This is a genomic window from Oerskovia douganii (assembly GCF_015142735.1).
GTDB classification, from domain to species: Bacteria; Actinomycetota; Actinomycetes; order Actinomycetales; family Cellulomonadaceae; genus Oerskovia; species Oerskovia douganii.
The window spans coordinates 125,618-145,819 of the sequence record NZ_JACSPN010000001.1 but is presented as its reverse complement, the minus strand read 5'-3'; the positions used below and the strand labels follow the sequence as shown (position 1 = coordinate 145,819).

Here is a 20,202-nt window from a genome sequence, read left to right as displayed (position 1 = left end):
GGCGGTGCGACGAGCCGCGTCCGCCGCGAACTTGCATCGACGACGGGAGCAGCGCTATGTGCACGGGAATCCGGTTTTCGGACGGTCAGGGCAACGTCTACCTCGCACGGAACCTCGACTGGACGAGCGGGTACGGGGAGCAGGTGGTGATCACCCCCACGGGCTACGCGCCGCGGTCACCGTTCGGCGCGGTGCGCAGCATCGAGCACGCGACGATCGGCATGGGCATCGTCGAGGAGGACACGCCGCTCTACTTCGACGCGGGCAACGACGCGGGCCTGGCCGTCGCCGGGCTCAACTTCCCCGGGTACGCGGCGTACGCCCCGGGTCCCGTGGACGGCGCGGTCAACGTCGCCGCGTACGAGTTCCCGCTGTGGGTGTGCTCGCAGTTCGCGAGCGTGGACGAGGTGGAGGCCGCGCTCAAGGACGTCGTGATCGTCGACAAGCCGATCAACGACAAGTACCCGAGCTCGTTGCTGCACTGGGTCATCGCCGACGCCGACCGGGCGATCGTCGTGGAGCACACGAGCGACGGCCTGCACGTCTTCGACGACGACGTCGACGTCCTGACGAACCAGCCCGGGTTCGCCTGGCACCACGAGAACCTGCGCAACTACCTCAACGCCTCCCCCGAGTTCCCTCAGGAGACCGTGCTGGGCAAGGCGCACCTCACGCCGTTCGGCTCGGGTTCGCACATGCGCGGGATCCCCGGGGACTACTACTCGCCCTCCCGGTTCGTCCGCGCCGCCTACGTCAACGCCCACTACCCGGCCAAGGGGACCGAGGAGGAGAACGTCAGCCGGGCGTTCCACACGCTGCAGCAGGTCGCGATGGTCGACGGCTGCGCCGCGATGGGATCCGGCGAGTTCGAGATCACGATCTACACCGGGCTCTTCTCGTCCAGGACGACGACGTACTACTGGAACACCTACGACGACCCGGCGGTCCGCAGCGTCGCGCTGGCCGACCACGCGGCGGACGGCGAGAAGCTCGTCCTCGCCTAGGCGAGGGGTCGGAGAACGGGCGCCGTGCGATCACGGCGCTCGCCCTCCGGTCGCCCGCCGACCGCCGGCCGGTCAGCGCGCCTCGACCTCGGCGAGCAGCCCGTCGACCAGCCCGAGGAACGTCACGGGGTCGTCGCGGCGCACGTTGTGCCCGGCTCCCGCGACCCGCACGACCCAGACCGCGCCCGCCAGGACGTCGGCCGCGCGGCGTGCACCGTCGTCGGAGACCAGGGAGCCGTGCGCCTCCTCGCCCGCGACGACCACGACGGGCGCCGCCCCGTCGAACGCGACCGGCCAGTCCCGTGCGGTCCACTCGTGCGGGACCTCCAGGAGCCGGGGCGAGACCGCCTGTTGCGCGCGCGCCCACGGCTCCGACTCCTCGGGCGACCACTGCGGGTAGCGGGCGCGGAACTCGGCGGCGAGCTCCGCCGTCGGGCGCCCGCGGGCCGCGTCGATGCCCGGCGCGAGGAACACGGGGCGCCCGCCCTCGTCGTGCTCGGCGTCGAGGACGCCCCACGCCGGGTCCTCGAGGACCAGGCCCAGGACCAGGTCCGGGTGCCGCAGCGCGAGCTCCTGCGCGGTGAGGCCGCCCATCGAGTGCCCGACGACGACCACCGGGCGCCCGAGGACCTCCCGCACCGTGCGGGCCGCGTCGTCCGCGAGCGCCGCGAGCGTGAACGGCTCGTCGGGCACGTCGGAGCCGCCGTGACCCCGGGCGTCGAGCGCGAGGACGTCGCGCGAGCGCACGAGGTGGCGGACCGTGCCGGGCCAGCACTCCCCCGAGTCGGTCACGCCGTGCAGGAGCAGGACGGGCGGGGGCTGCGGGGCGTCGTGGGCGGGGGACGGGGTCGCCGTCCTGTACAGCCTCCAGGCGTTGTGGCCCGTGCGGCCCGTGGTCGGGGTCGCGCCGGGGTCGGCGGGGGCGGGGACGTCGGTGTCGGGGTGGCTGCGGTGCACGGGTAGATCTTCGCCCCGGACCAGGGCCTGGGAGAAACCGGTGCGGGTCTGGCGGGATCCGGCGGGGCTTGGCAGACTGCTGCGATGCTCGACGACGAGAGCTCCACGGCCCCCGAGGCACGACGCGCCCCTGCCTCGGTCCACCCGGTCCGGCGTGCGGTGCTGCTGGCCGCCGCGGCGTGCGTGGCGCTGGCCTGGAGCGCGACGCTCGAGGTCGTGTGCGCAGCGGCAGGGGGTGGGGCGGGCGGCTCCGTCGTCGCGACTCCTCCCTGCCCGGCGCAGGGCGTCCGGGTGGGCGCGGCGCTGGCGTCGGCGGGTGTGGTCGCGCTGGGGCTGGCCCTGCTGCTCGTCGCGCGACGCCAGGCATGGGCGAGCCGGCCCGGGGCCGAGCGCCTGCTGTTCGCGACGTACGCGGTCGTGACCTGCGCGGCGGTCGTCGCGGCGTTCTTCTCGACCGGGTTCTCCCCGACGATCTAGGCTGCCCGGGTGTCGAGCGTCCTGCGGTTCCACGGTCGCATCGCCGGGTGGGGCACCGCGTCCGGGACGCGTGTGGTCGTCGGCAGGTGGGACGTGTCCCCGTTCGGGTCGTTCGCCGACGTCATGGTCGAGCGGCCCGACGGCGAGCGCGTCCTCCTCGCCCCGTCGCACCACGTCGCGGACCTCGTCGCGGCGACCTACCGGTTCGACCGGGTCGAGGTGTGCCCGGTCGCCGTGTCCGACGGGTGGCACGTGGTCGCCGGGCCGCTCGAGGCGTGGGTCGACGTGGGGCGCCGTACGGCGCTCGGCCGCCTGCTGCGCGGACTGCCCCGGCCGGTCGCCACCTCCCGGCACGCCACCGTCCTCACGGACCCCGTCGCCAGGGTCCTGCTCCGCGGGGTCCGGACGCGCGGGAGCGCGGGGCCGGGACGCGTCGAGCACTACGGCGCGACGGACGTGCACCGGATCACGGCCGCACGGGCCTCGTGGGCGGGCGACCCGCTGGGAGACCTGCGCGACGTCGACCCGCCCGTCCGGTTCGGGTTCGGCTCGGTGCCGCGACGGCCGACCGTGACGGACGTCGTGACGACCATCGTCGAGCGCTGACGCGTGCGCGGACCCGCACGGTGCCGGATGATCGGTGCCATGCGCTCCTGCGGCGGGCGGTGACCGCGAGGAGGAAGCCGTGATCGGTCTCGAGCTCGTCGTGGTCCTCGGAACGGTCGTCGTCGTGTGCGGGGTCCTCGCGCGCCGCGCCCGCGTCGCGCCCCCGATCCTGCTGCTCGTCGCGGGGATCGTGCTCGGGTTCGTGCCCGCGCTGCGTCAGGTGCACCTGCCGCCCGAGCTCATGCTGCTCGTGTTCCTCCCGGTGCTCCTCTACTGGGAGGCCATCACCATCTCGCTGCGGGAGATCCGCGCGGCGCTGCGCGGGATCGTCCTGACGAGCACCCTCCTCGTCGTCGTGACCGCGGCGGCCGTCGCGACCGCCGCCCACGCCCTGGGCCTGCCGTGGGGGCCCGCGTGGGTCCTGGGCGCGGCGGTGGCGCCGACGGACGCGACCGCCGTCGGGGTCCTCGCGCGCGCCCTGCCCCGGCGCACGGTCACGGTCCTGCGGGCCGAGAGCCTCGTCAACGACGGCACCGCGCTCGTGCTCTACGGCGTCGCGGTGGGCGTGACCGTGGGCGAGGAGACCCTCGGCGCGGGACACGTGACATGGCTGTTCGTGCTCGCGTACGGCGGCGGGATCGTGGTGGGTCTGCTCGTCGCGTGGCTCGCCGTCCAGGCCAGGCGCCGCATCGACGACCCGCTGCTGGGCAACGTCGTCGTCCTGCTCATCCCGTTCACGGCGTACCTGCTCGCCGAGCTGATCGAGGCGTCCGGGGTGCTCGCCGTGGTCGTGTGCGGGCTCGTCATGAGCCAGGTCGGGCCGCGCATCGGGCGCGCGGCCACGCGGCAGCAGACCGTCGCGTTCTGGTCCGTCTCGACGTACCTCATCAACGCGTCGCTGTTCGTGCTCGTGGGCCTCGAGGCGCAGTCCGCGGTCCGCAACCTGGTCTCCGAGGACCTGGTGACGGCGGTCGTGGGGGTCGTGGTCGTGTGCGGGGTCATCCTCGCGGTGCGGTTCGTGTTCCTCGTGGTCTCGGCGTACACGATCCGCCTGGTGGACCGCCGTCCCTCCCAGCGTGCGCGGCGCGTCACGAACCGGGCCCGCGCGGTGAGCACGGTCGCGGGCTTCCGGGGCGCGGTGTCGCTGGCCGCTGCGCTCGCCGTGCCCACCACGCTGAGCTCGGGCGCACCCTTCCCCGACCGCGACCTCATCGTGTTCATCACGAGCGGCGTGGTCGCGACGACGCTCGTGGTCCAGGGCCTGCTGCTGGCCCCCACCATCCGGTGGGCGCGCCTGCCCGACGACGACGGCCTCGCCTCCGAGCGTCGCCTCGCCGACGAGACGGCCGCCCAGGAGGCGCTCGACGCGCTCCCCGACGTGGCCGCGACGCTCGGGACCGACCCGTCCGTGGTCGACCGGTTGCGCGGGGAGTACGAGGAGCACCTCACGCTGCTGCGGGCCCGGAGCACCGAGGGCGCAGAGGGCGACGACCCCGCGGTGCTGCGTCTCGACGACGAGTACACCGAGCTGCGCCTCGCGCTCCTGGCCCGCAAGCGCGAGACGGTCGTGCGCCTGCGCGACCAGCGCGCGATCGACGACACGGTCCTGCGGCAGGTGCAGGCGCGGCTCGACCTCGAGGAGATCCGGCTGAGCCGGGGAGACCCGGCACCCGGGTGAGTGGTCATCGTCGCCTCGATCTCGCGGGAGAATGGAGAGCTGGGTGCTGCGTCCCGCGCGGATGCGCCCCGCCCCCTTGACCTCGATCGTGCAGGAAACTGCAGGAAGCCACAGGACGTTCCAGTGCCCTCAGCGGACCAGCCCACCACGACCTCCAGCACCACCGCCCCCGCCTCGCCGGCGGGCGCGTCCGGCTCGCCGGGCAGCGCGGCGAAGGAGCAGGCGACCGTCCTCGCGGAGGCGTCGCGCCGCCGCTCGTTCGCCGTCATCAGCCACCCGGACGCCGGGAAGTCGACGCTCACCGAGGCGCTCGCCCTGCACGCGAACGCGATCCGCGAGGCGGGCCGCGCCGACGGCAAGGCGGGCAAGCGCACGGTGTCCGACTGGATGGACATGGAGCAGGACCGCGGGATCTCGATCACGTCCGCCGCCCTGCAGTTCACCTACCGCGACGCCATGATCAACCTGGTCGACACCCCGGGGCACGCCGACTTCTCCGAGGACACGTACCGCGTGCTGTCCGCGGTCGACGCCGCCGTGATGCTGGTCGACGCGGCCAAGGGCCTCGAGGTCCAGACCATGAAGCTCTTCGCGGTCTGCAAGCACCGCGGCATCCCCCTCATCACGGTCATCAACAAGTGGGACCGCCCGGGCAAGGACGCGCTCGAGCTCATGGACGAGATCCAGGAGCGCACGGGCCTGGTCCCCACCCCGCTCACGTGGCCCGTGGGCGTCGGCGGCGACTTCCGGGGCGTCCTGGACCGCCGCACGGGGCAGTACGTGCACTACACGCGCACGGCGGGCGGCACCACGATCGCCCCCGAGGAGGTCATGGACCCCGACGCGGCCCTGGCACGCGAGGGGGACGCGTGGACGACCGCGACCGAGGAGGCCGAGCTGCTCGCCGACACCAACGGCGACCACGACCAGGAGTCGTTCCTGGCCGGGCAGACGACGCCCGTGCTGTTCGGGTCCGCCGTGCAGAACTTCGGCGTCCACGCGCTGCTCGACGTCCTGGTGGACATCGCCCCTTCCCCGTCGCCGCGCGAGACCGTCACGGGCGACACGCGCCCCGTCGAGGCGCCCTTCAGCGCGTTCGTGTTCAAGATGCAGGCCGGGATGGACACCGCGCACCGCGACCGGCTCGCGTTCGCGCGCATCTGCTCGGGCGTGTTCGAGCGCGGCATGGTCGTGAGCTCGGCACGCACGGGCAAGCCGTTCGCGACGAAGTACGCGCAGCAGGTGTTCGGCCGCGAGCGCACGATCGTCGACACCGCGTACCCGGGCGACGTCGTGGGCCTCGTCAACGCTGCGGGCCTGCGCGTGGGCGACACGCTCTACCTGGACAAGAAGGTCGAGTTCCCGCCGCTGCCGACGTTCGCGCCCGAGCACTTCGCGGTCATGCGCGCCAAGGACGTCTCGCGCTACAAGCAGTTCCAGCGCGGCGTCATGCAGCTCGGCGCGGAGGGTGTCGTCCAGGTCCTGCGCTCGGACCTGCGTGGCGACCAGGCGCCGGTCCTGGCCGTCGTGGGCCCCATGCAGTTCGAGGTCGCCGAGCACCGCATGGCGACCGAGTTCAACGCCCCCGTGACGCTCGACCGCCTGGGCTACTCCATGGCGCTGCGCACCACGAAGGACTGGGTCGCGAAGCTCAACGAGCAGCCCGGTGTCGAGGTCCTGCAGCGCGAGGACGGCGAGTACCTGGCCCTCTTCCCGGACCGTTGGCGCGTCACGTCGGTGCGCAACCGTCTCGAGGGCGTGGTCCTGCTCGAGGACGAGATCTTCGGCCAGTAGCCGCCCGCTCCCCCTGCCCGACGGCGGAGCGCACCCGCGTCCCCGGGTGTGCTCCGCCGTCGGGCGTCCGGGCGCCCCGGGGCAGGCGGGTCAGCTGCGCGCCGCCTGCGGGTCGGCGGGGTCGACCGGGTCGACCAGCGGGTTGCCGAACGGGTAGAGCTGCCGGATCGCCGCCCGGATGTCGGGGCCGGGCTCGACGCCGAGCTCCTGCCCGAGCGCGTGGCGGAAGCGGCGGTAGTGCCGCAGGGCGTTGCTCGGGTCGCCCCTGCGGGCGTGGATCTCGATCGTGAGCCGGTTGGCGCTCTCCGACCACGGCTGCACCTCGACCGCGGACAGGGCGTAGGGCAGCGCCCCGTCCGGGTGCCCCGCGGCGAGGAGCCGCTCCGCGGCGCTCTCGAGCGCCTGTGCCTCGAGCATCTGCAACCGCTCGTTGGGGCCCGTGAGCCACCCGTCCTCCCACCCGGGGAGCAGGGTCCGGCCGATCCACGCGGGCGGTGCGCCCGCCACCGGCAGGACGTCGTCGTAGATGGTCGCGTTGATCCACGCGAACGCGGCCTCGAGGTCGAGCGACGCCTCCTCCGCGAGCGCGAGCACCTCGCCGGACACGTGGACGAACCCCTCGGCGACGTCGCCCAGGCGGGACAGCGCAGCGCGGAGGTTGGCACCGGCGCGCGACGGGTTCGCGTCGGGCCACAGCAGGGCGGCGGCCCGCGACCGGGCGAGCGGACCCACGAGCGCCACGACGGCGAGCACCCGCTCCGCGCTGTGCGGCATGGGGCGCACCTGCCCGTCCACGCGCACCTGGAACGGTCCGATCACCCGCAGCTCGCGCCGCACGCGCTGGGAGTCCGCCGGACTCACTCGGCCCCGATCTTCGGGGGGACAGCATGGTCGCGAGCGGGCTCAGGACTCATAGACGCATGGTAGGGCGCGCACGAGGGACATTCTCTCTGAATCCGGCCGTGCGGGTGTGTCACGGCCCGAGGGCTCCCGCGCCCGCCGCGCCCCGCACGGCCGTCGGTGCGGGGCCTCGCCGGCCGCTCGACCGACCCACCGGCCCGTCCGCCGCGGTGCGCCAGGACGACGCACGGACGGGGGCGCCGGCCGGTCCGACGCGGCGGGCCGGCACGTCCGCACGGGTCCCCGCGGCGGCGCGACGGATGGCGACGCGGCCCGCGGCGAGCACCCGTGCGCGCCCGGGACACCGCCGTGCGGTGCGGCGACGCGCCCCGTCGTCGCAGCCCCTCGAGCGTGCGGCGACGCCTGCCGCACGCGGCGTGCGGGCGACGCCGGACCGTGCCGCCCGGTGCGCCGGCCCTGCTCCGATGAGGAGGTTCTCGGCGCCGCCCGGCGCCGTCCTGCGATGCGATGGAGGACCTGATGAGCACCAACTGGAACCTGGGATTCACCCAGATGCTGCGCAACACCCAACCGTCCTACTGGGGCAACTGGAGCCTGGACGCGCACGTCGCGGCGGGGGCCGTCGGCATCGTCACCCCGACGACCGGCGCCTTCCAGTACGTCTCGACGCTCCCGGACGCGGACGTCGCGACCACGACGTCGCCGTCCAACGAGTGGAAGGTCCAGTCGTCGGACGTCTCGACGTCCTCCGCGGCCGTCAACCTCAACGGCTCGGTCGTCGACCCCGACACCGGGACCAAGGTCGACGCCGGTCTCGAGCTGACCTGGAAGTTCGGGCACGAGGGCTCGCTGAGCTCGACGTTCCTGCTCGCCAACCAGTCCTACCTCGCGTCGCCCCTGAGCCAGATCGACTCGCACCGCGACTGGCTCGTCGCGCAGGCCAAGAGCGCGGGGATGTACCAGAACGGGCAGATCACGCAGGGGTTCGGCATCATCACGCAGGCCCTCATGGCCGTGAGCGGGCTCAACCTGGGAGCCCAGTCCTCGAACTCGTCGTTCTCGATCACGGGGTCGGTCGGCGCCACCAACGCCATGGCGGGCAACGCGGGCGGCGACGCGAAGGGCTCCTACGCGCAGACGAAGTCCAGCAGCTCGTTCGAGCAGCACCTGTGGCCGGCGGACCCGAACGTCGTCGCGACCACCCTGATGCCCGTCGCGTACCAGTTCGCGTCGTTCGTGGGGCAGACCCCGGTGCTGGGGTGGGTCAACAACCTCTCGGGGATCTCGATCCTGCTCGACGACTCGCACAGCGGGACGTACATCGTCGACGCCACGGCCACCTACACGGTCGACGGCGTCCAGCACTCGTCGAGCGCGTCGGTCTCCGGCGGGCGGGCGACCGCGATGAACCCCATCCCGGTGAACGCGACGGGCCTCCAGCTCGACCTGGCCTTCAAGGGGATGTTCGACGACGAGAAGCACCGGTTCAACTGGCCGTCGCCCGTGGGGCAGTTCCCGAACGGCCAGATCGTCATCGACCTCTACGGGGTGTGGCCGGGCGCCACGCGCGCGGTCGAGCGCGGCACCGGCGCGGTCGGCTGACCACGCACGTCCGCACCTCAGCACGAACCACCCCGTCCCGACCACCCGATCGACCCGACCGAAGGAGAGAACCATGCCCTGGGATCCCATCAAGTGCGTCAACGGCTTTCCCGTCCCGTTCACGAACGCCGACGCGACCAACCTGGTCCACGCCGCGAACTTCGCAGCCCCCGTGTACGTCACCACGGCGGCCGCGGGCGTGACCCGCTACGCATACACGTTCGTGCCGTTCGGCGGCATGACGCTCTGCGTCGTGGGCCACATCCACTTCACCCCCGCCGGCGCCGTCGTGGCCGGCAACTCGTACATCCCGGGGTGGGCGAACTGGGCCATGCAGACCCCCGCGGCGCAGGTGGCCGCGATCGCCGCCCTCCCCCCGAACGCGGGGGCCTTCCCGGGGGTGAACCGCTACCCCCACTGAGAGGCGCCCGACGCCGGAGCGCACCCGGGCCTCCCAGGTGCGCTCCGGCGTCGGGCGTCGGGCGTCCGGGACACCGGGCGGCCAGGCCTCCGGGTGACCGGCGAGGCCCGTCACGAGGCCGGGCTCACCTCGCGACCGCGGCTCCCCGCGCGACGAGGCCGGCCTGGTCGGAGAGCTTGACCTCCCTCATGAAGAACGCGATGACGAAGCCCAGCACGCCCAGCGGCACCAGGTACCAGAACGCGGGGGCGAGCGCCTCGGTGTAGGCCGTGACGACGAGGTCGTGCAGCTGCGCGGGCAGGTCCTTGACCGCTTCCGGCGTGAGGGAGTTCGCACCGAAGCCCTCGGGGACGTCGCTCGGCGGGATCCCCTTGGTCGCCTCGGACAGCCTGGACGTGAGGTTCGTGGTGAACACGGTCGAGAACAGGCTGGTGCCGACCGCCGCACCGATCTCCCGCAGGAAGTTGTTGGTCGAGGTCGCCACACCGACCATCTCCGGGGCGACCGAGTTCTGGACCGCGATCACGATGGTCTGCATGACCAGCCCGAGGCCGAACCCGAGCACGAAGATCATGGCGCCGAACGTCACCATGGACATGTCGGCCGTGAGCTGCGTCAGCAGGACCAGCCCGACCGTCGCGATCCCCATCCCGAGGATCGGGTAGATCTTGTACCGACCCGTGCGGGCGATCAGCAGGCCCGAGCCGATCGCCGTGATCATGAGCCCGATCGTCATGGGCAGCATCAGCAGCCCCGCCTCCGTGGCGCTGTACCCCTGCGCCATCTGCAGGAACGTCGGCAGGAACGACAACGCGGCGAACATCGTCATGCCCAGCACCAGGGCGATCGACACCGACACCGAGAACGTGGGGCTCCTGAACAGGTGCAGCGGGATGAGGGGATCGGCGACCCGGGTCTCGACGACGAGGAATGCGACCAGCGCGAGCACCGTGACGGCCACCAGACCGAGGAGGCCCGGGCTGCTCCAGTCGTACGTCCGGTCGCTCGAGATCGTCCGCCAGCTCGTGAGGAGCACGATGCCCGCGGTCGTGACGGCCATCAGGACGGCGCCGCCGACGTCGAACCGCGTGCTCGGGGTGCGCGACGGGAGCCGGAGCTTGAAGTACGCGATCGCGAGCGCGGCCAACCCGATCGGCACGTTGAGCCAGAAGCACCAGCGCCACCCGGGCCCCTCGGTGAACCACCCGCCGAGCAGGGGCCCGGCGACCGTCGCGATGCCGAACACCGCCCCCATGGGCCCCATGTAGCGGCCGCGGTCCCGTGCCGAGACGATGTCGGCGATGATCGCCTGGCTCAGGATCACCAGACCGCCCGCCCCCAGGCCCTGGACCGAGCGCCACACCACGAGCTCGACGAACGACGACGACAGGGCCGAGCCGGTCGAGCCGACCACGAAGATCGCGATCGCGACGAGGAACGGCAGGCGCCGTCCGCGCAGGTCGCCGACCTTGCCGTAGATCGGCATCACGATCGCGATCGCGAGGAGGTAGGCCGTGATGATCCAGCCCTCGTCCTGGGCCGCGCCGAGGTCTCCCACGATCGTGGGCAGAGCCGTGCCGACGACGGACTGGTCCAGCGCGGACAGGAACATCGCGGCCAGCAGCGCGCTGAAGATGACGTAGACGGTGCCCTGGGAGAGGACCAGCTCGGGCTGGTCGGCCCCCTGGGTCGAGGACTGCGCGGTGTCGCTCATCGCTGGTCTCCTCCTGGCGTGTGCCGACCGACGTCCCTCCAGCGTGGGAGGGGCCACCCCGAGGCGCAACACCAGGGCGACCCGCCGCCGTCGCGGCGCGGAGGCTAGCCCTGCCCGACGGCGGGCGGGTCGTCGTCCGGATCGCGCTTCTCCGCGCGGGGCGCGAGCACCGTCAGGGCCTGGTACGCGCGCCGCGCGGGGTCGGGGTCGTCCTGGGCCTCGGTGAGCGCGCGGTGCGCCCAGCGCTCGAGCAGCTCCGTGACCTCCTGGGTCATCTCCGCGGCCTGCTGGGGCGTCAGGACGAGGGCGCTGATGGCGAACAGCCGGTCCTCGTGCCGGGCCCCCGCGCTGTTCGCCTCCGCGAACAACCGCTCGGCCCACCTCAGCGCGGGGCGCACCACCTCGCGGACGACCTCGGGAGACCCGGGGTCGACGACGTAGCTCTCGGCGACGTTGGTCCACACCCGGTCCCGCCGGTCGCGCGCCTGCTCCGGCGCCTCGACGATCATCCCGGCCCTGGCCAGGACCCGCAGGTGGAAGCTGACGGAGTTCGCGGGCTCGCCGATGACCTGTGCCAGGTCCGCGGCACGGGCGTGCCCGAGGACCGCGAGCTCGGTGAGGATCCGCTGCCTCGTCGGGTGGGCGATGGCCCGGAGCGCCGCGGGGTCCTGGACACGGAAGGTCTCGAGCATGGGTCGAGGCTAGCAACGCGACGCTCATCCGCACGACAGATTGCGCAATGACTATTGCGCATTGGATGTTGCGGGATTAGCGTGTGCCGCATGTCGACCGCCCAGAGCACGCCACCCCCGCCCCGCGACGCTCCGGGCGACGAGCCCGCGCCGCCCGGGGCGGCACAGGCGTCCGCCGTGCCGGCCGTGCCAGCCGTGCCGGCCGTGCCGAGCCTGCTCCGCAACCGCTCCTACATGCTCCTCATGACGGGGCTGACGACCGAGTCGCTCGGCGCCGGCCTCGCCCTCTTCGCGGTCCCGCTCGTGGCGTACTCGCTGACCGGGTCGGTCCTCCAGGCCGGTCTCGTCGCGGCCGTGGGCCAGGTCGGCGCGCTGCTCACGACGCTCCCGGCCGGGGTCGTCGCGGACCGCGTCGACCGTCGACGCCTGGTCGTCGGGGCGAGCACCGTAGGTGCAGCGCTCTGGGTCACGGCAGGCGTCGCCGCCGCGCTCGGGTCCCTCACCGCCTGGCACCTCGCCCTCGTGCTGTTCGGCGCATCCGTCGTGGGGGCGTTCGTCGATCCCGCGACGAGCGGGGCCTTCCGGTCCGTCGTCCCGCCCCCGCAGCTCCCCACCGCGCTCGCCGCCTCCCAGGGACGCGACGCCGTCGCGAGCCTGCTCGCCGGGCCGGTCGGCGGCCTGCTCTTCGCGATCGGGCACGCCGTCCCGCTCGCCGCGGCCGCGGTCGGGTCGGCGGCGACCGCGGTCTGCACCTGGGCGGTGCGCGAGCCTCTCAACAGGGACACGGCCGCGGCGCGCGCGACCCGCCCCGTCGAGGCCCTGCGCCAAGGGCTGCGCTTCGTCTGGTCGGTCCCCGTCTTCCGGGCCCTCCTGGGACTCTTCGTCGTCATCAACATCGCGTTCGGGGGGCTCCTCGTCGGGATCAACCTCGAGCTCGTCCGGACCGGGGTCGCCCCCGTCCTCATCGGGGTCGTCGACCTCTCCGTCGGCGCAGGCGTCCTCGTCGGCGCCGTGCTCGCACCACAGCTCGTGGCGCGCGTCCGCGCGGGCGCCCTCACGGTCGCGGCCCTCACCCTGCTCGCGGTCGGCGCGGTCGTCATGGCCACCGCGCAGACCTACGCGGTCTACGTCGCGACGCTCCCCGTCGCCGTCCTCCTGGTCCCCGCCGTCAACGCCGGCCTGGCCGGCTACGCCGCAGCGATCACCCCGCACGAGATGCAGGGGCGCCTCGCGTCGATCATGGGCCTGACCGGACTCGTCGCGGGGCCGCTGATCCCGCTCGTGGGGGCCGGTCTGCTGGAGCGCTACGGGATCGGCACGGCGCTCGTCGTGCTCGCCGGGCTGCTCGCCGGGACCGTCGGCGCGATCGCGACGGTCCGACCGCTGTGGCGGATCGGCACCCCGCAGACCTGGGCCGACGACTCGCTCCCCGCCACCGGCGGCGCAGCCTGATCCCGCCGCGCCGACCCTCGTCGGTGCGCTGCGCCGTCGGGTGCCGGGCCGTCGGGCGCCGGGCTGTCACGAGCGCTCGGGGCGGGCGGCCGCCCGCCCCGACGACCGCTCAGCGTGCGAGGTCCGCCGGGTCCGTGTTCGCCCCGCACAGCACGATCGCGATCTTCTCGCCGGGCTCCGGCACGTAGGCTCGCGACTCGAGGGCCGCGAGCGCCGCGGCGGCCCCGTGCTCGACGGCGAGCCGCCGCTCGTCCCACAGGTGCCGACGCGCGGCCACGATCGCGGCGTCGGTCACCAGGACCGAGCGCACGTCGGCGTGCTGCGCGAGGCGCAGCGCCGTCTCGGACGTCCGACGCGCACCGAGCGAGTCGGCCGCGACCGACGCGACGGGCACGTCGACCACACGGCCCGCGTCGAGCGCCGCGTGCATCGCCTGCGCCCCGTCGGGCTCGACCGCCACGACCCGGATCCCTCGCGGGCGCGCCGCTGCCGCCACGCCGCTGAACAGCCCGCCGCCGCCCACCGCCACCACGACCGTGCCGACGTCCGGGCGGGCCGCGACGATCTCCTCCAGGAGCGTGCCCGCCCCCGCCGCGATCAACGGGTCGTCGTAGGCGTGCGAGGACAGGGCCCCCGTCCGGGACGCGAAGCGCTGCGCGGCGTCGAGCGCCTCGGCGTACTCGGCACCGACCTGGTGGACCTCTGCGCCCAGCGTGCGCAGCCGAGCGACCTTGACCGCCGGGGCGGTCACGGGCACGAACACGGTCGCGCGGACCCCGTGCGCCCGCGCGGCCCACGCGTTCGCCATGCCCGCGTTGCCGCCCGACGCGATCACGACCCCGGACTCGGGCAGCGTGCCCGCCTCCAGGTGCGCCCCGACGAAGTTGAGGGCCCCCCGCGCCTTGAACGAGCCGGTGTGCTGCATGAGCTCGAGCGCGAACACCCCCGTGGCCGCCCCCAGCGCCCCCGGGTCCAGGGGCGCGAGCGTGACGGGGCGCACCTGGCCCGCGATGCGCTGGGCCGCGGCGAGGACGTCCAGGTGGTCGATGCTCACAGCCCCGCCTCCCGGTAGAAGCCCTCGATGTGCTCACGCACCGCCGCCTCGGCCCCCGGGCCGTCGCCGCGTGCGACCGCGTCGAGGATCGCCCGGTGCTCGGCGCGCAGCCGCACGGCGGTACGGGGCCAGTCCTCGAGCCGGTCCGTCCCGGCCTCGACGTAGGACTCGATCGCCCCGCGGAGCCCGGTCATGACGGCCTCGACCAGCGTGTTCCCCGCGAGCCGGACGAGCTCGACGTGGAACGCGGCGTCGAGCTCACGGAACCCGGCCGCGTCGAGCGCCGGGTCCTCCATGGCGTCGAGCAGCGCGACGGCCTCCGTGAGCCCGGCTCCGGCGGCGGTCGTGGCGGCCCGTCCGACCGCCCAGGTCTCCAGCAGCACCCGGGTCTCGACGACGTCGCCGACCACGAGCGTCCCGGACGCGACGTGCAGCCGCACGGCCGCACCCAGGCCTGCGGCGGGCCGGTCGATCACGGTCGCGCCGGCGTCGGGCCCGGAACCCACCGCGGTGCGGACGATGCCCATGGCCTCCAGGACCCGCAGCGCCTCACGGACCGACGGGCGCGAGACGCCGAGCTCCTCGGCGAGCGCGCGCTCGGCCGGGAGGCGTTCGCCGAGGCCCCAGCGGCCGGCGGTCAGGTCCGCCTCGATCCGGGCGAGGACGATCTCGTGGGTGCGCACGGGGTCAGCGTAGTGCCGGGCGGGCCGGTCGGAACGGGTGCGACCGCGAGGCCGCCCCGATCTGACGCACCGTGGCCATGTGGTCCGACCACAGCCGCTCGATGGTCTACAGTGGCTCGGACACCGTGTGGTCAGACCACAGTCGGCTCATCGCTGAGCAGAACCCAGGGCCCGCCCGCGCGATGCCCCGACAGGCACTCGCCGCCCGCCGGGACCAGACTGAATCCCACCGCCCCCTGCCCGGCTGGAGTCCCCCAGTGCGCATCGCCCTCGCCGCCACCTGCATCGCCGACGCGATGTTCCCCCAGGCCCCCCAGGCCACCGTCCGGCTCCTCGAACGCCTCGGCCACCAGGTGTACTTCCCCGAGCAGCAGACGTGCTGCGGGCAGATGCACGTCAACACGGGCTACTTCGACGAGGCCGTGCCCGTCATCAGGAACCACGTCGAGACGTTCGCCCCCGCGCTCGACGGCGAGTGGGACGCGATCGTCGTGCCGTCGGGCTCGTGCACCGGGTCCATCCGCCACCAGCAGGCCATGGTGTGCCGTCGCGCGGGGCAGGAGAGGCTCGGAGCGACCGCCGAGGCCCTCGCGGCCAAGACCTACGAGCTGTCCGAGCTGCTCGTCGACGTGCTGGGCCTGACCGACGTCGGGGCGCACTTCCCGCACCGCGTCACCTACCACCCGACGTGCCACTCGCTGCGCATGATCCGCGTGGGCGACAAGCCCCTCCGGCTCCTGCGGGCCGTCGAGGGGATCGACCTCGTCGAGCTCCCCGGAGCCGAGAGCTGCTGCGGGTTCGGCGGGACGTTCGCGCTCAAGAACTCCGAGACGTCGACCGCGATGCTCGGCGACAAGATGACCAACGTGAAGTCGACCGGTGCCGAGGTCCTCACGGCGGGCGACTACTCGTGCCTCATGCACATCGGCGGCGGGCTCTCCAAGCTGCGCACCGGCGTGCGGACCATGCACCTCGCGGAGATCCTCGCCTCGACGCAGGACGCACCGACGTTCGAGCCGGCACGCTCCGACGACGAGACGGAGGCCGCGCGATGAGCACCTTCCTGGGCTTCCCCACCCGCCGAGGCGCCAAGTCCCTGCCCGACGGCGGCGCGCCCCCGGGCACGCCCGGCACCACCGTGGGCCCCGGCTGGGCCACCGACGTGCCCCACCCCGACGCCCCGCTGCGCTGGGGCGAGACCTTCCCCGAGGCCGCCAGGCAGGCCCTGCAGAACACGCAGCTGCGGCGCAACCTGGCCCACGCGACCTCGACCATCCGCGCCAAGCGGGCTGCGGTCGTCGGCGAGGTGCCCGACTGGGAGGAGCTCCGCGACGCGGGCTCGACCATCAAGGCCCACGTGATGAGCGACCTCCCGCAGCTCCTCGAGGAGCTCGAGCGCAACGTGACCGCGCGCGGCGGCGTCGTGCACTGGGCCCGGGACGCGGCCGAGGCCAACCGGATCGTGACGGACCTGGTCAAGGCCACTGGCGAGACCGAGGTCGTCAAGGTCAAGTCGATGGTCACCCAGGAGATCGGCCTCAACGAGGCCCTCGCCGAGGAGGGCATCGCGGCGTTCGAGACGGACCTCGCCGAGCTCATCGTGCAGCTCGCGGACGACATGCCGTCCCACATCCTGGTGCCCGCGATCCACCGCAACCGCTCGGAGATCCGTGAGATCTTCCTCGAGCGCATGGGAGACGCACCGCCCGACCTGACCGACGCGCCGCGCGAGCTCGCCATGGCGGCGCGCGCGCACCTGCGCCGCAAGTTCCTCTCCGCGAAGGTCGCGATCAGCGGCGCGAACTTCGCGGTCGCGGACACGGGCACGCTCGCGGTCGTCGAGTCCGAGGGCAACGGGCGCATGTGCCTCACGCTCCCCGAGACCCTCATCACCGTCATGGGCATCGAGAAGCTCATCCCCACCTACCAGGACCTCGAGGTCTTCATGGCGCTGCTGCCCCGGTCCTCGACCGGCGAGCGGATGAACCCGTACACGTCCCTGTGGACGGGCGTCACGCCGGGCGACGGGCCCCAGGAGTTCCACCTCGTCCTGCTCGACAACGGGCGCAGCAAGGCCCTGGCCGACGACGTGGGCCGCGCGGCCCTGCACTGCATCCGGTGCTCCGCCTGCCTCAACGTGTGCCCGGTCTACGAGCGCGTGGGCGGGCACGCGTACGGGTCCGTCTACCCGGGCCCCATCGGCGCGATCCTCACGCCCCAGCTCACGGGGTCGACCGGGAGGTCGGACCCCAACAACTCGCTGCCGTACGCCTCGACGCTGTGCGGTGCGTGCTACGACGTGTGCCCCGTGAAGATCGACATCCCGACGCTGCTCGTGCACCTGCGGGCACGCGACGTCGACCAGGACCGGGGCCGTCCCACGGCCTGGGGCGCCGCCATGAAGGCCGCGTCGTTCGTCATGGCCAAGCCCGGCCGGTTCGAGCTCGCCGAGAAGGCCGGCGGCGTGACCCGTGTGCTGGGGGGCAGCACGGGGCGCATCACGTCGTTGCCGTTCCCCGGCTCGAGGTGGACTGACGCCCGCGACCTGCCCGTGCTGCCGAAGCAGAGCTTCCGCGAGTGGTGGGCCGACGAGCACACCGCGTCCGACCCCGAGACCACCGGAGACGCCCGATGAGCGCGCGCGACGACATCCTGGCCCGCGTGCGCGCGGCCGTCATCAACGACGGCGCGCACCTCGGGGACGCCGTGGCCGAGCAGGCCCCCGTCTCGCGCGGGTACCGGACCACGGGCGAGCACTCCCCCGGGTCCGCCGAGGCGATCGAGGTCCTCGTCGACCGGCTGGTCGACTACCGGGCGCTCGTGCACCGGGCCGCGACCACCGAGGACCTGGCGCGCACCGTGGGCGAGCTGCTCGCGGGCGCGCGCTCCGTCGTCGTGCCCCCTGGGGTCCCCACGACCTGGACGAGCGGGCTCGCGGACGGGACCGCCGTCGTGCACGACTCGCGCGAGGACCGCCGGACCGCGGCCGAGCTCGACCACGTCGACGCCGTCCTGACCGCGTCGCGGCTGGCCGTCGCGGACACCGGGACGATCGTCCTGGACGGCGAGGACGACCAGGGGCGCCGCGCGATCACCCTGGTCCCCGACCTGCACGTGTGCGTCGTGCGGACCGAGGACGTCGTGCACACGCTGCCCGAGGCCGTGACGATCCTCGCCGCGCACCCCACCCGGCCCCAGACGTGGATCTCGGGGCCGAGCGCGACGAGCGACATCGAGCTGTCTCGCGTCGAGGGTGTCCACGGGCCCCGCACGCTCCACGTGATCCTGCTGGGCTGAGGTCCCCGTCCGCCGGCACCCGCTCGCTGCCGGACGCGCGGGGCCTCATCCCACCTGGCGCCGCACCGCGCGGCGCACGCGGCCGGGGTCGAGCGGGCGGTCGAGGGGTCGGCCGTCGGACCCGGTCGAGAGCGCCGCGTGCAGCACCAGCCCTTCGATGAGCGCGTCGACGTCGGGCGCGACCTCCGCGTCGACGTGCCGGCGCAGGGCGGCGCTGCTCGCAGCCATCCACCGCTGCGTGACCGTGCGGAAGGCGGGCTTGCGGGCAGCGAGCACGTAGAGCTCGAGCGCGACCAGCAGGTCCCGCTGGTAGTTGCCCGCCTCGCCGCACACGAGCGCGACGATCGCCTCGACGGGGTCTCCGCCCTCGGGCACGGCGTCCATGGCCGCCTCGAAGCGCGCCGCGGACTGGACCGCGTGCCGTTCGAACGCGAGCCGCAGCACCTCGTCGAGGTTCTCGAAGTGGTATGTCATGGACCCGAGCGGGACGTCGGCCGCGGCCGCGATCGCCCGGTGCGTGGCTCCCGCGACACCGTGCTCGGCGATGACGTCGAGGGCCGCGTCGACGATCCGGTCCTTGCGGTCGGGGTCGACGCGGCGCACGCCGGTCATTCGTCGATGTGGCGCAGCACGCGGGCCGGGTTGCCCACCGCGACGACGTTCGCGGGCAGGTCGCGCGTCACGACGGAGCCTGCGCCCACGACCGTGTTCTCGCCGATCGTGACCCCCGGGCACACGGTCACGCCGCCGCCGAGCCACACGTTGTCACCGATCGTGATGGGCTGCGCGGCCTCCCACTTGTCGCGGCGCGGGCCGGGCTCGACGGGGTGCGTGGGGGTGAGGAGCTGGACGTTGGGGCCGATCAGCACGTCGTCGCCGATCGTGACGGGCGCGACGTCGAGGCACACGAGGTTGAAGTTGACGAACACGCGTGCGCCGATCGTCGTCCGGTAGCCCAGGTCGCAGCGGAACGGGGGGCGGATGTCGCTGCCCTCGCCGAACGCGCCGAGCAGCTCGGTCAGCACCTCGCGACGGGCAGCGCCGTCGTTCGGGTCCAGGGTGTTCAGACGGTGGCTGAGTGCCATGGCGCGCTCGGAGTCGGCGGCGATCTGCGGGTCGTCGGCGAGGTAGAGGTCGCCGGCGAGCATGCGCTCGCGCATGGGGCGCTGGTCGGTGGGGTCGGGAAAGGTCATGTGTACAAGCGTACACATGGGTGCGGGGCGCCTCGTCAGACGGAGGCCCGACGGCGGTGGGTCATCTCCTCGAGGACCGTGCGGAGCCGCACGGGGAAGTCCTCGGGCGTGTCGGACGGGAGCCGGTCGACACGGAACCACGCGACGGCCTCGCTCTCGTCGCTGACCACGGGCAGGGCGTCGAGGTCCGCGAACGCGACGTACCCCACGTCCCAGTGGACCAGGCACGTACCGAAGCGCGAGGACAGCGCGTGGCGGTGGAGGTCCACGGGGGCGCCGTCGGGCTCGAAGGGCTCGAGCGTCTCGATCCCGCTCTCCTCGCGGGCCTCACGGAACGCCCCCGCCGCGAGGCTCCGGTCGCCCGGCTCGACGTGCCCACCGACCTGGACCCAGAACTGGCCCTTGCGGTGGAAGCACAGCAGCACGTGCAGCAGGTCCGGGGTCAGCACGAAGCAGCTCCCCGTGAGGTGCTCCGGGCCGCCGCGGAGGATCACGTCGCCCCGGCCCTCCTCGACGAACGCCACGTACTCCTCGCGCAGCGCACCCTGCGCGGGGCTCAACGGTTCCCAGGACCGGATCGAGTCGAGGGCTGAGGCGGCGAGGTCTTCGGCGGAGGTCACCCGGGAAGCCTACGACCGCCGGCGCCGAGCAGGAGGTCGTGGCCGGTCGACCAGGGGTGGGGGGGGGGGGGGGGGGGGGGGGGGGGGGGGGGGGGGG

General features: G+C 73.7%; 20 protein-coding genes. 11 read left to right on the top strand and 9 right to left on the bottom strand.

The window, feature by feature from the left end:
• The first annotated feature begins 56 nt into the window (after nucleotides 1–56).
• Nucleotides 57–1,004, top strand: a complete 948-nt coding sequence (bsh, locus tag H9623_RS00625; RefSeq protein ID WP_193718155.1) for a choloylglycine hydrolase — start codon at nucleotides 57–59, stop codon at nucleotides 1,002–1,004.
• A gap of 72 nt (nucleotides 1,005–1,076) precedes the next feature.
• Here bsh and H9623_RS00620 read toward each other — a convergent pair whose 3' ends face one another.
• The gene (locus tag H9623_RS00620) at nucleotides 1,077–1,961 is read right to left on the bottom strand and encodes an alpha/beta fold hydrolase (protein WP_193718154.1); all 885 of its coding nucleotides are present in this window, start codon (nucleotides 1,959–1,961) and stop codon (nucleotides 1,077–1,079) included.
• Nucleotides 1,962–2,045: 84 nt separating this feature from the next.
• On the opposite strand from H9623_RS00620, the gene H9623_RS00615 reads away from it, so the two are divergent.
• The 4 genes from H9623_RS00615 to H9623_RS00600 all read left to right on the top strand — a co-directional run bounded on the left by H9623_RS00615 (nucleotide 2,046) and on the right by H9623_RS00600 (nucleotide 6,516).
• Nucleotides 2,046–2,438: a hypothetical protein gene (locus H9623_RS00615; protein ID WP_193718153.1), complete on the top strand. Its 393-nt coding sequence runs from the start codon at nucleotides 2,046–2,048 to the stop codon at nucleotides 2,436–2,438.
• A gap of 9 nt (nucleotides 2,439–2,447) precedes the next feature.
• Nucleotides 2,448–3,044: a hypothetical protein gene (locus H9623_RS00610; RefSeq protein WP_193718152.1), complete on the top strand. Its 597-nt coding sequence runs from the start codon at nucleotides 2,448–2,450 to the stop codon at nucleotides 3,042–3,044.
• 79 nt (nucleotides 3,045–3,123) lie between these two features.
• Nucleotides 3,124–4,722, top strand: coding sequence for a Na+/H+ antiporter (locus tag H9623_RS00605; protein ID WP_193718151.1), 1,599 nt, complete (start codon nucleotides 3,124–3,126; stop codon nucleotides 4,720–4,722).
• Nucleotides 4,723–4,845: 123 nt separating this feature from the next.
• The gene (locus H9623_RS00600) at nucleotides 4,846–6,516 is read left to right on the top strand and encodes a peptide chain release factor 3 (RefSeq protein ID WP_193718150.1); all 1,671 of its coding nucleotides are present in this window, start codon (nucleotides 4,846–4,848) and stop codon (nucleotides 6,514–6,516) included.
• A gap of 90 nt (nucleotides 6,517–6,606) precedes the next feature.
• Here H9623_RS00600 and H9623_RS00595 read toward each other — a convergent pair whose 3' ends face one another.
• Nucleotides 6,607–7,377 (bottom strand): AfsR/SARP family transcriptional regulator, encoded by a 771-nt coding sequence (locus H9623_RS00595; protein ID WP_193718149.1) that lies wholly within the window; start codon nucleotides 7,375–7,377, stop codon nucleotides 6,607–6,609.
• 519 nt (nucleotides 7,378–7,896) lie between these two features.
• Here H9623_RS00595 and H9623_RS00590 point away from each other — a divergent pair.
• Nucleotides 7,897–8,979, top strand: coding sequence for a type 2 periplasmic-binding domain-containing protein (locus H9623_RS00590; protein ID WP_193718148.1), 1,083 nt, complete (start codon nucleotides 7,897–7,899; stop codon nucleotides 8,977–8,979).
• Between the two features lie 73 nt (nucleotides 8,980–9,052).
• Complete coding sequence (locus H9623_RS00585) at nucleotides 9,053–9,400, top strand: hypothetical protein (protein ID WP_193718147.1); 348 nt, start codon at nucleotides 9,053–9,055, stop codon at nucleotides 9,398–9,400.
• Nucleotides 9,401–9,524: 124 nt separating this feature from the next.
• Here H9623_RS00585 and H9623_RS00580 read toward each other — a convergent pair whose 3' ends face one another.
• Complete coding sequence (locus H9623_RS00580) at nucleotides 9,525–11,114, bottom strand: MDR family MFS transporter (RefSeq protein ID WP_193718146.1); 1,590 nt, start codon at nucleotides 11,112–11,114, stop codon at nucleotides 9,525–9,527.
• Between the two features lie 104 nt (nucleotides 11,115–11,218).
• Nucleotides 11,219–11,806: a winged helix-turn-helix domain-containing protein gene (locus tag H9623_RS19175; protein ID WP_227747941.1), complete on the bottom strand. Its 588-nt coding sequence runs from the start codon at nucleotides 11,804–11,806 to the stop codon at nucleotides 11,219–11,221.
• Between the two features lie 90 nt (nucleotides 11,807–11,896).
• Between H9623_RS19175 and H9623_RS00570 the strand changes: the two genes are divergently transcribed.
• A complete protein-coding gene (locus H9623_RS00570) occupies nucleotides 11,897–13,258 on the top strand; it encodes an MFS transporter (protein WP_193718145.1) in 1,362 nt (453 codons plus the stop codon).
• Nucleotides 13,259–13,367: 109 nt separating this feature from the next.
• On the opposite strand, the gene H9623_RS00565 is transcribed toward H9623_RS00570, so the two are convergent.
• A complete protein-coding gene (locus H9623_RS00565; RefSeq protein ID WP_193718144.1) occupies nucleotides 13,368–14,312 on the bottom strand; it encodes a serine/threonine dehydratase in 945 nt (314 codons plus the stop codon).
• A complete protein-coding gene (locus H9623_RS00560; RefSeq protein ID WP_193718143.1) occupies nucleotides 14,309–14,995 on the bottom strand; it encodes a FadR/GntR family transcriptional regulator in 687 nt (228 codons plus the stop codon). Before H9623_RS00560 ends, H9623_RS00565 begins: the two co-directional genes overlap by 4 nt.
• A 257-nt stretch (nucleotides 14,996–15,252) precedes the next feature.
• Between H9623_RS00560 and H9623_RS00555 the strand changes: the two genes are divergently transcribed.
• Genes H9623_RS00555 through H9623_RS00545 form a run of 3 tightly spaced genes read left to right on the top strand, consistent with a single transcriptional unit; the run spans nucleotide 15,253 to nucleotide 18,292 of the window.
• Nucleotides 15,253–16,050: a (Fe-S)-binding protein gene (locus H9623_RS00555; protein ID WP_193718142.1), complete on the top strand. Its 798-nt coding sequence runs from the start codon at nucleotides 15,253–15,255 to the stop codon at nucleotides 16,048–16,050.
• Nucleotides 16,047–17,630 (top strand): LutB/LldF family L-lactate oxidation iron-sulfur protein, encoded by a 1,584-nt coding sequence (locus H9623_RS00550; RefSeq protein ID WP_193718141.1) that lies wholly within the window; start codon nucleotides 16,047–16,049, stop codon nucleotides 17,628–17,630. Before H9623_RS00555 ends, H9623_RS00550 begins: the two co-directional genes overlap by 4 nt.
• The gene (locus H9623_RS00545) at nucleotides 17,627–18,292 is read left to right on the top strand and encodes a LutC/YkgG family protein (protein WP_193718140.1); all 666 of its coding nucleotides are present in this window, start codon (nucleotides 17,627–17,629) and stop codon (nucleotides 18,290–18,292) included. The genes H9623_RS00550 and H9623_RS00545 overlap by 4 nt, the downstream gene beginning before the upstream one ends.
• A gap of 45 nt (nucleotides 18,293–18,337) precedes the next feature.
• Here H9623_RS00545 and H9623_RS00540 read toward each other — a convergent pair whose 3' ends face one another.
• From H9623_RS00540 to H9623_RS00530, 3 genes are read right to left on the bottom strand one after another with little or no spacing between them, the layout of a single operon-like run.
• Nucleotides 18,338–18,904, bottom strand: a complete 567-nt coding sequence (locus tag H9623_RS00540; RefSeq protein WP_193718139.1) for a TetR/AcrR family transcriptional regulator — start codon at nucleotides 18,902–18,904, stop codon at nucleotides 18,338–18,340.
• On the bottom strand, nucleotides 18,901–19,485 hold the full coding sequence (locus tag H9623_RS00535) for a sugar O-acetyltransferase (RefSeq protein WP_227747940.1): 585 nt from the start codon (nucleotides 19,483–19,485) through the stop codon (nucleotides 18,901–18,903). Before H9623_RS00535 ends, H9623_RS00540 begins: the two co-directional genes overlap by 4 nt.
• Before the next feature lie 35 nt (nucleotides 19,486–19,520).
• Nucleotides 19,521–20,105, bottom strand: a complete 585-nt coding sequence (locus tag H9623_RS00530) for an NUDIX hydrolase (protein ID WP_321575183.1) — start codon at nucleotides 20,103–20,105, stop codon at nucleotides 19,521–19,523.
• Between the last annotated feature and the right edge of the window lie 97 nt (nucleotides 20,106–20,202).

Excerpts from the sequence above, each read along its gene's own strand:
- bsh (WP_193718155.1), top strand. The coding sequence starts at position 57 with ATGTGCACGGGAATCCGGTTTTCGGACGGTCAGGGCAACGTCTACCTC.
- H9623_RS00570 (WP_193718145.1), top strand. The coding sequence starts at position 11,897 with ATGTCGACCGCCCAGAGCACGCCACCCCCGCCCCGCGACGCTCCGGGC.
- H9623_RS00550 (WP_193718141.1), top strand. The coding sequence starts at position 16,047 with ATGAGCACCTTCCTGGGCTTCCCCACCCGCCGAGGCGCCAAGTCCCTG.
- H9623_RS00535 (WP_227747940.1), bottom strand. The coding sequence starts at position 19,485 with ATGACCTTTCCCGACCCCACCGACCAGCGCCCCATGCGCGAGCGCATG.
- H9623_RS00585 (WP_193718147.1), top strand. The coding sequence starts at position 9,053 with ATGCCCTGGGATCCCATCAAGTGCGTCAACGGCTTTCCCGTCCCGTTC.
- H9623_RS00590 (WP_193718148.1), top strand. The coding sequence starts at position 7,897 with ATGAGCACCAACTGGAACCTGGGATTCACCCAGATGCTGCGCAACACC.
- H9623_RS00545 (WP_193718140.1), top strand. The coding sequence starts at position 17,627 with ATGAGCGCGCGCGACGACATCCTGGCCCGCGTGCGCGCGGCCGTCATC.
- H9623_RS00580 (WP_193718146.1), bottom strand. The coding sequence starts at position 11,114 with ATGAGCGACACCGCGCAGTCCTCGACCCAGGGGGCCGACCAGCCCGAG.
- H9623_RS00615 (WP_193718153.1), top strand. The coding sequence starts at position 2,046 with ATGCTCGACGACGAGAGCTCCACGGCCCCCGAGGCACGACGCGCCCCT.
- H9623_RS00540 (WP_193718139.1), bottom strand. The coding sequence starts at position 18,904 with ATGACCGGCGTGCGCCGCGTCGACCCCGACCGCAAGGACCGGATCGTC.
- H9623_RS19175 (WP_227747941.1), bottom strand. The coding sequence starts at position 11,806 with ATGCTCGAGACCTTCCGTGTCCAGGACCCCGCGGCGCTCCGGGCCATC.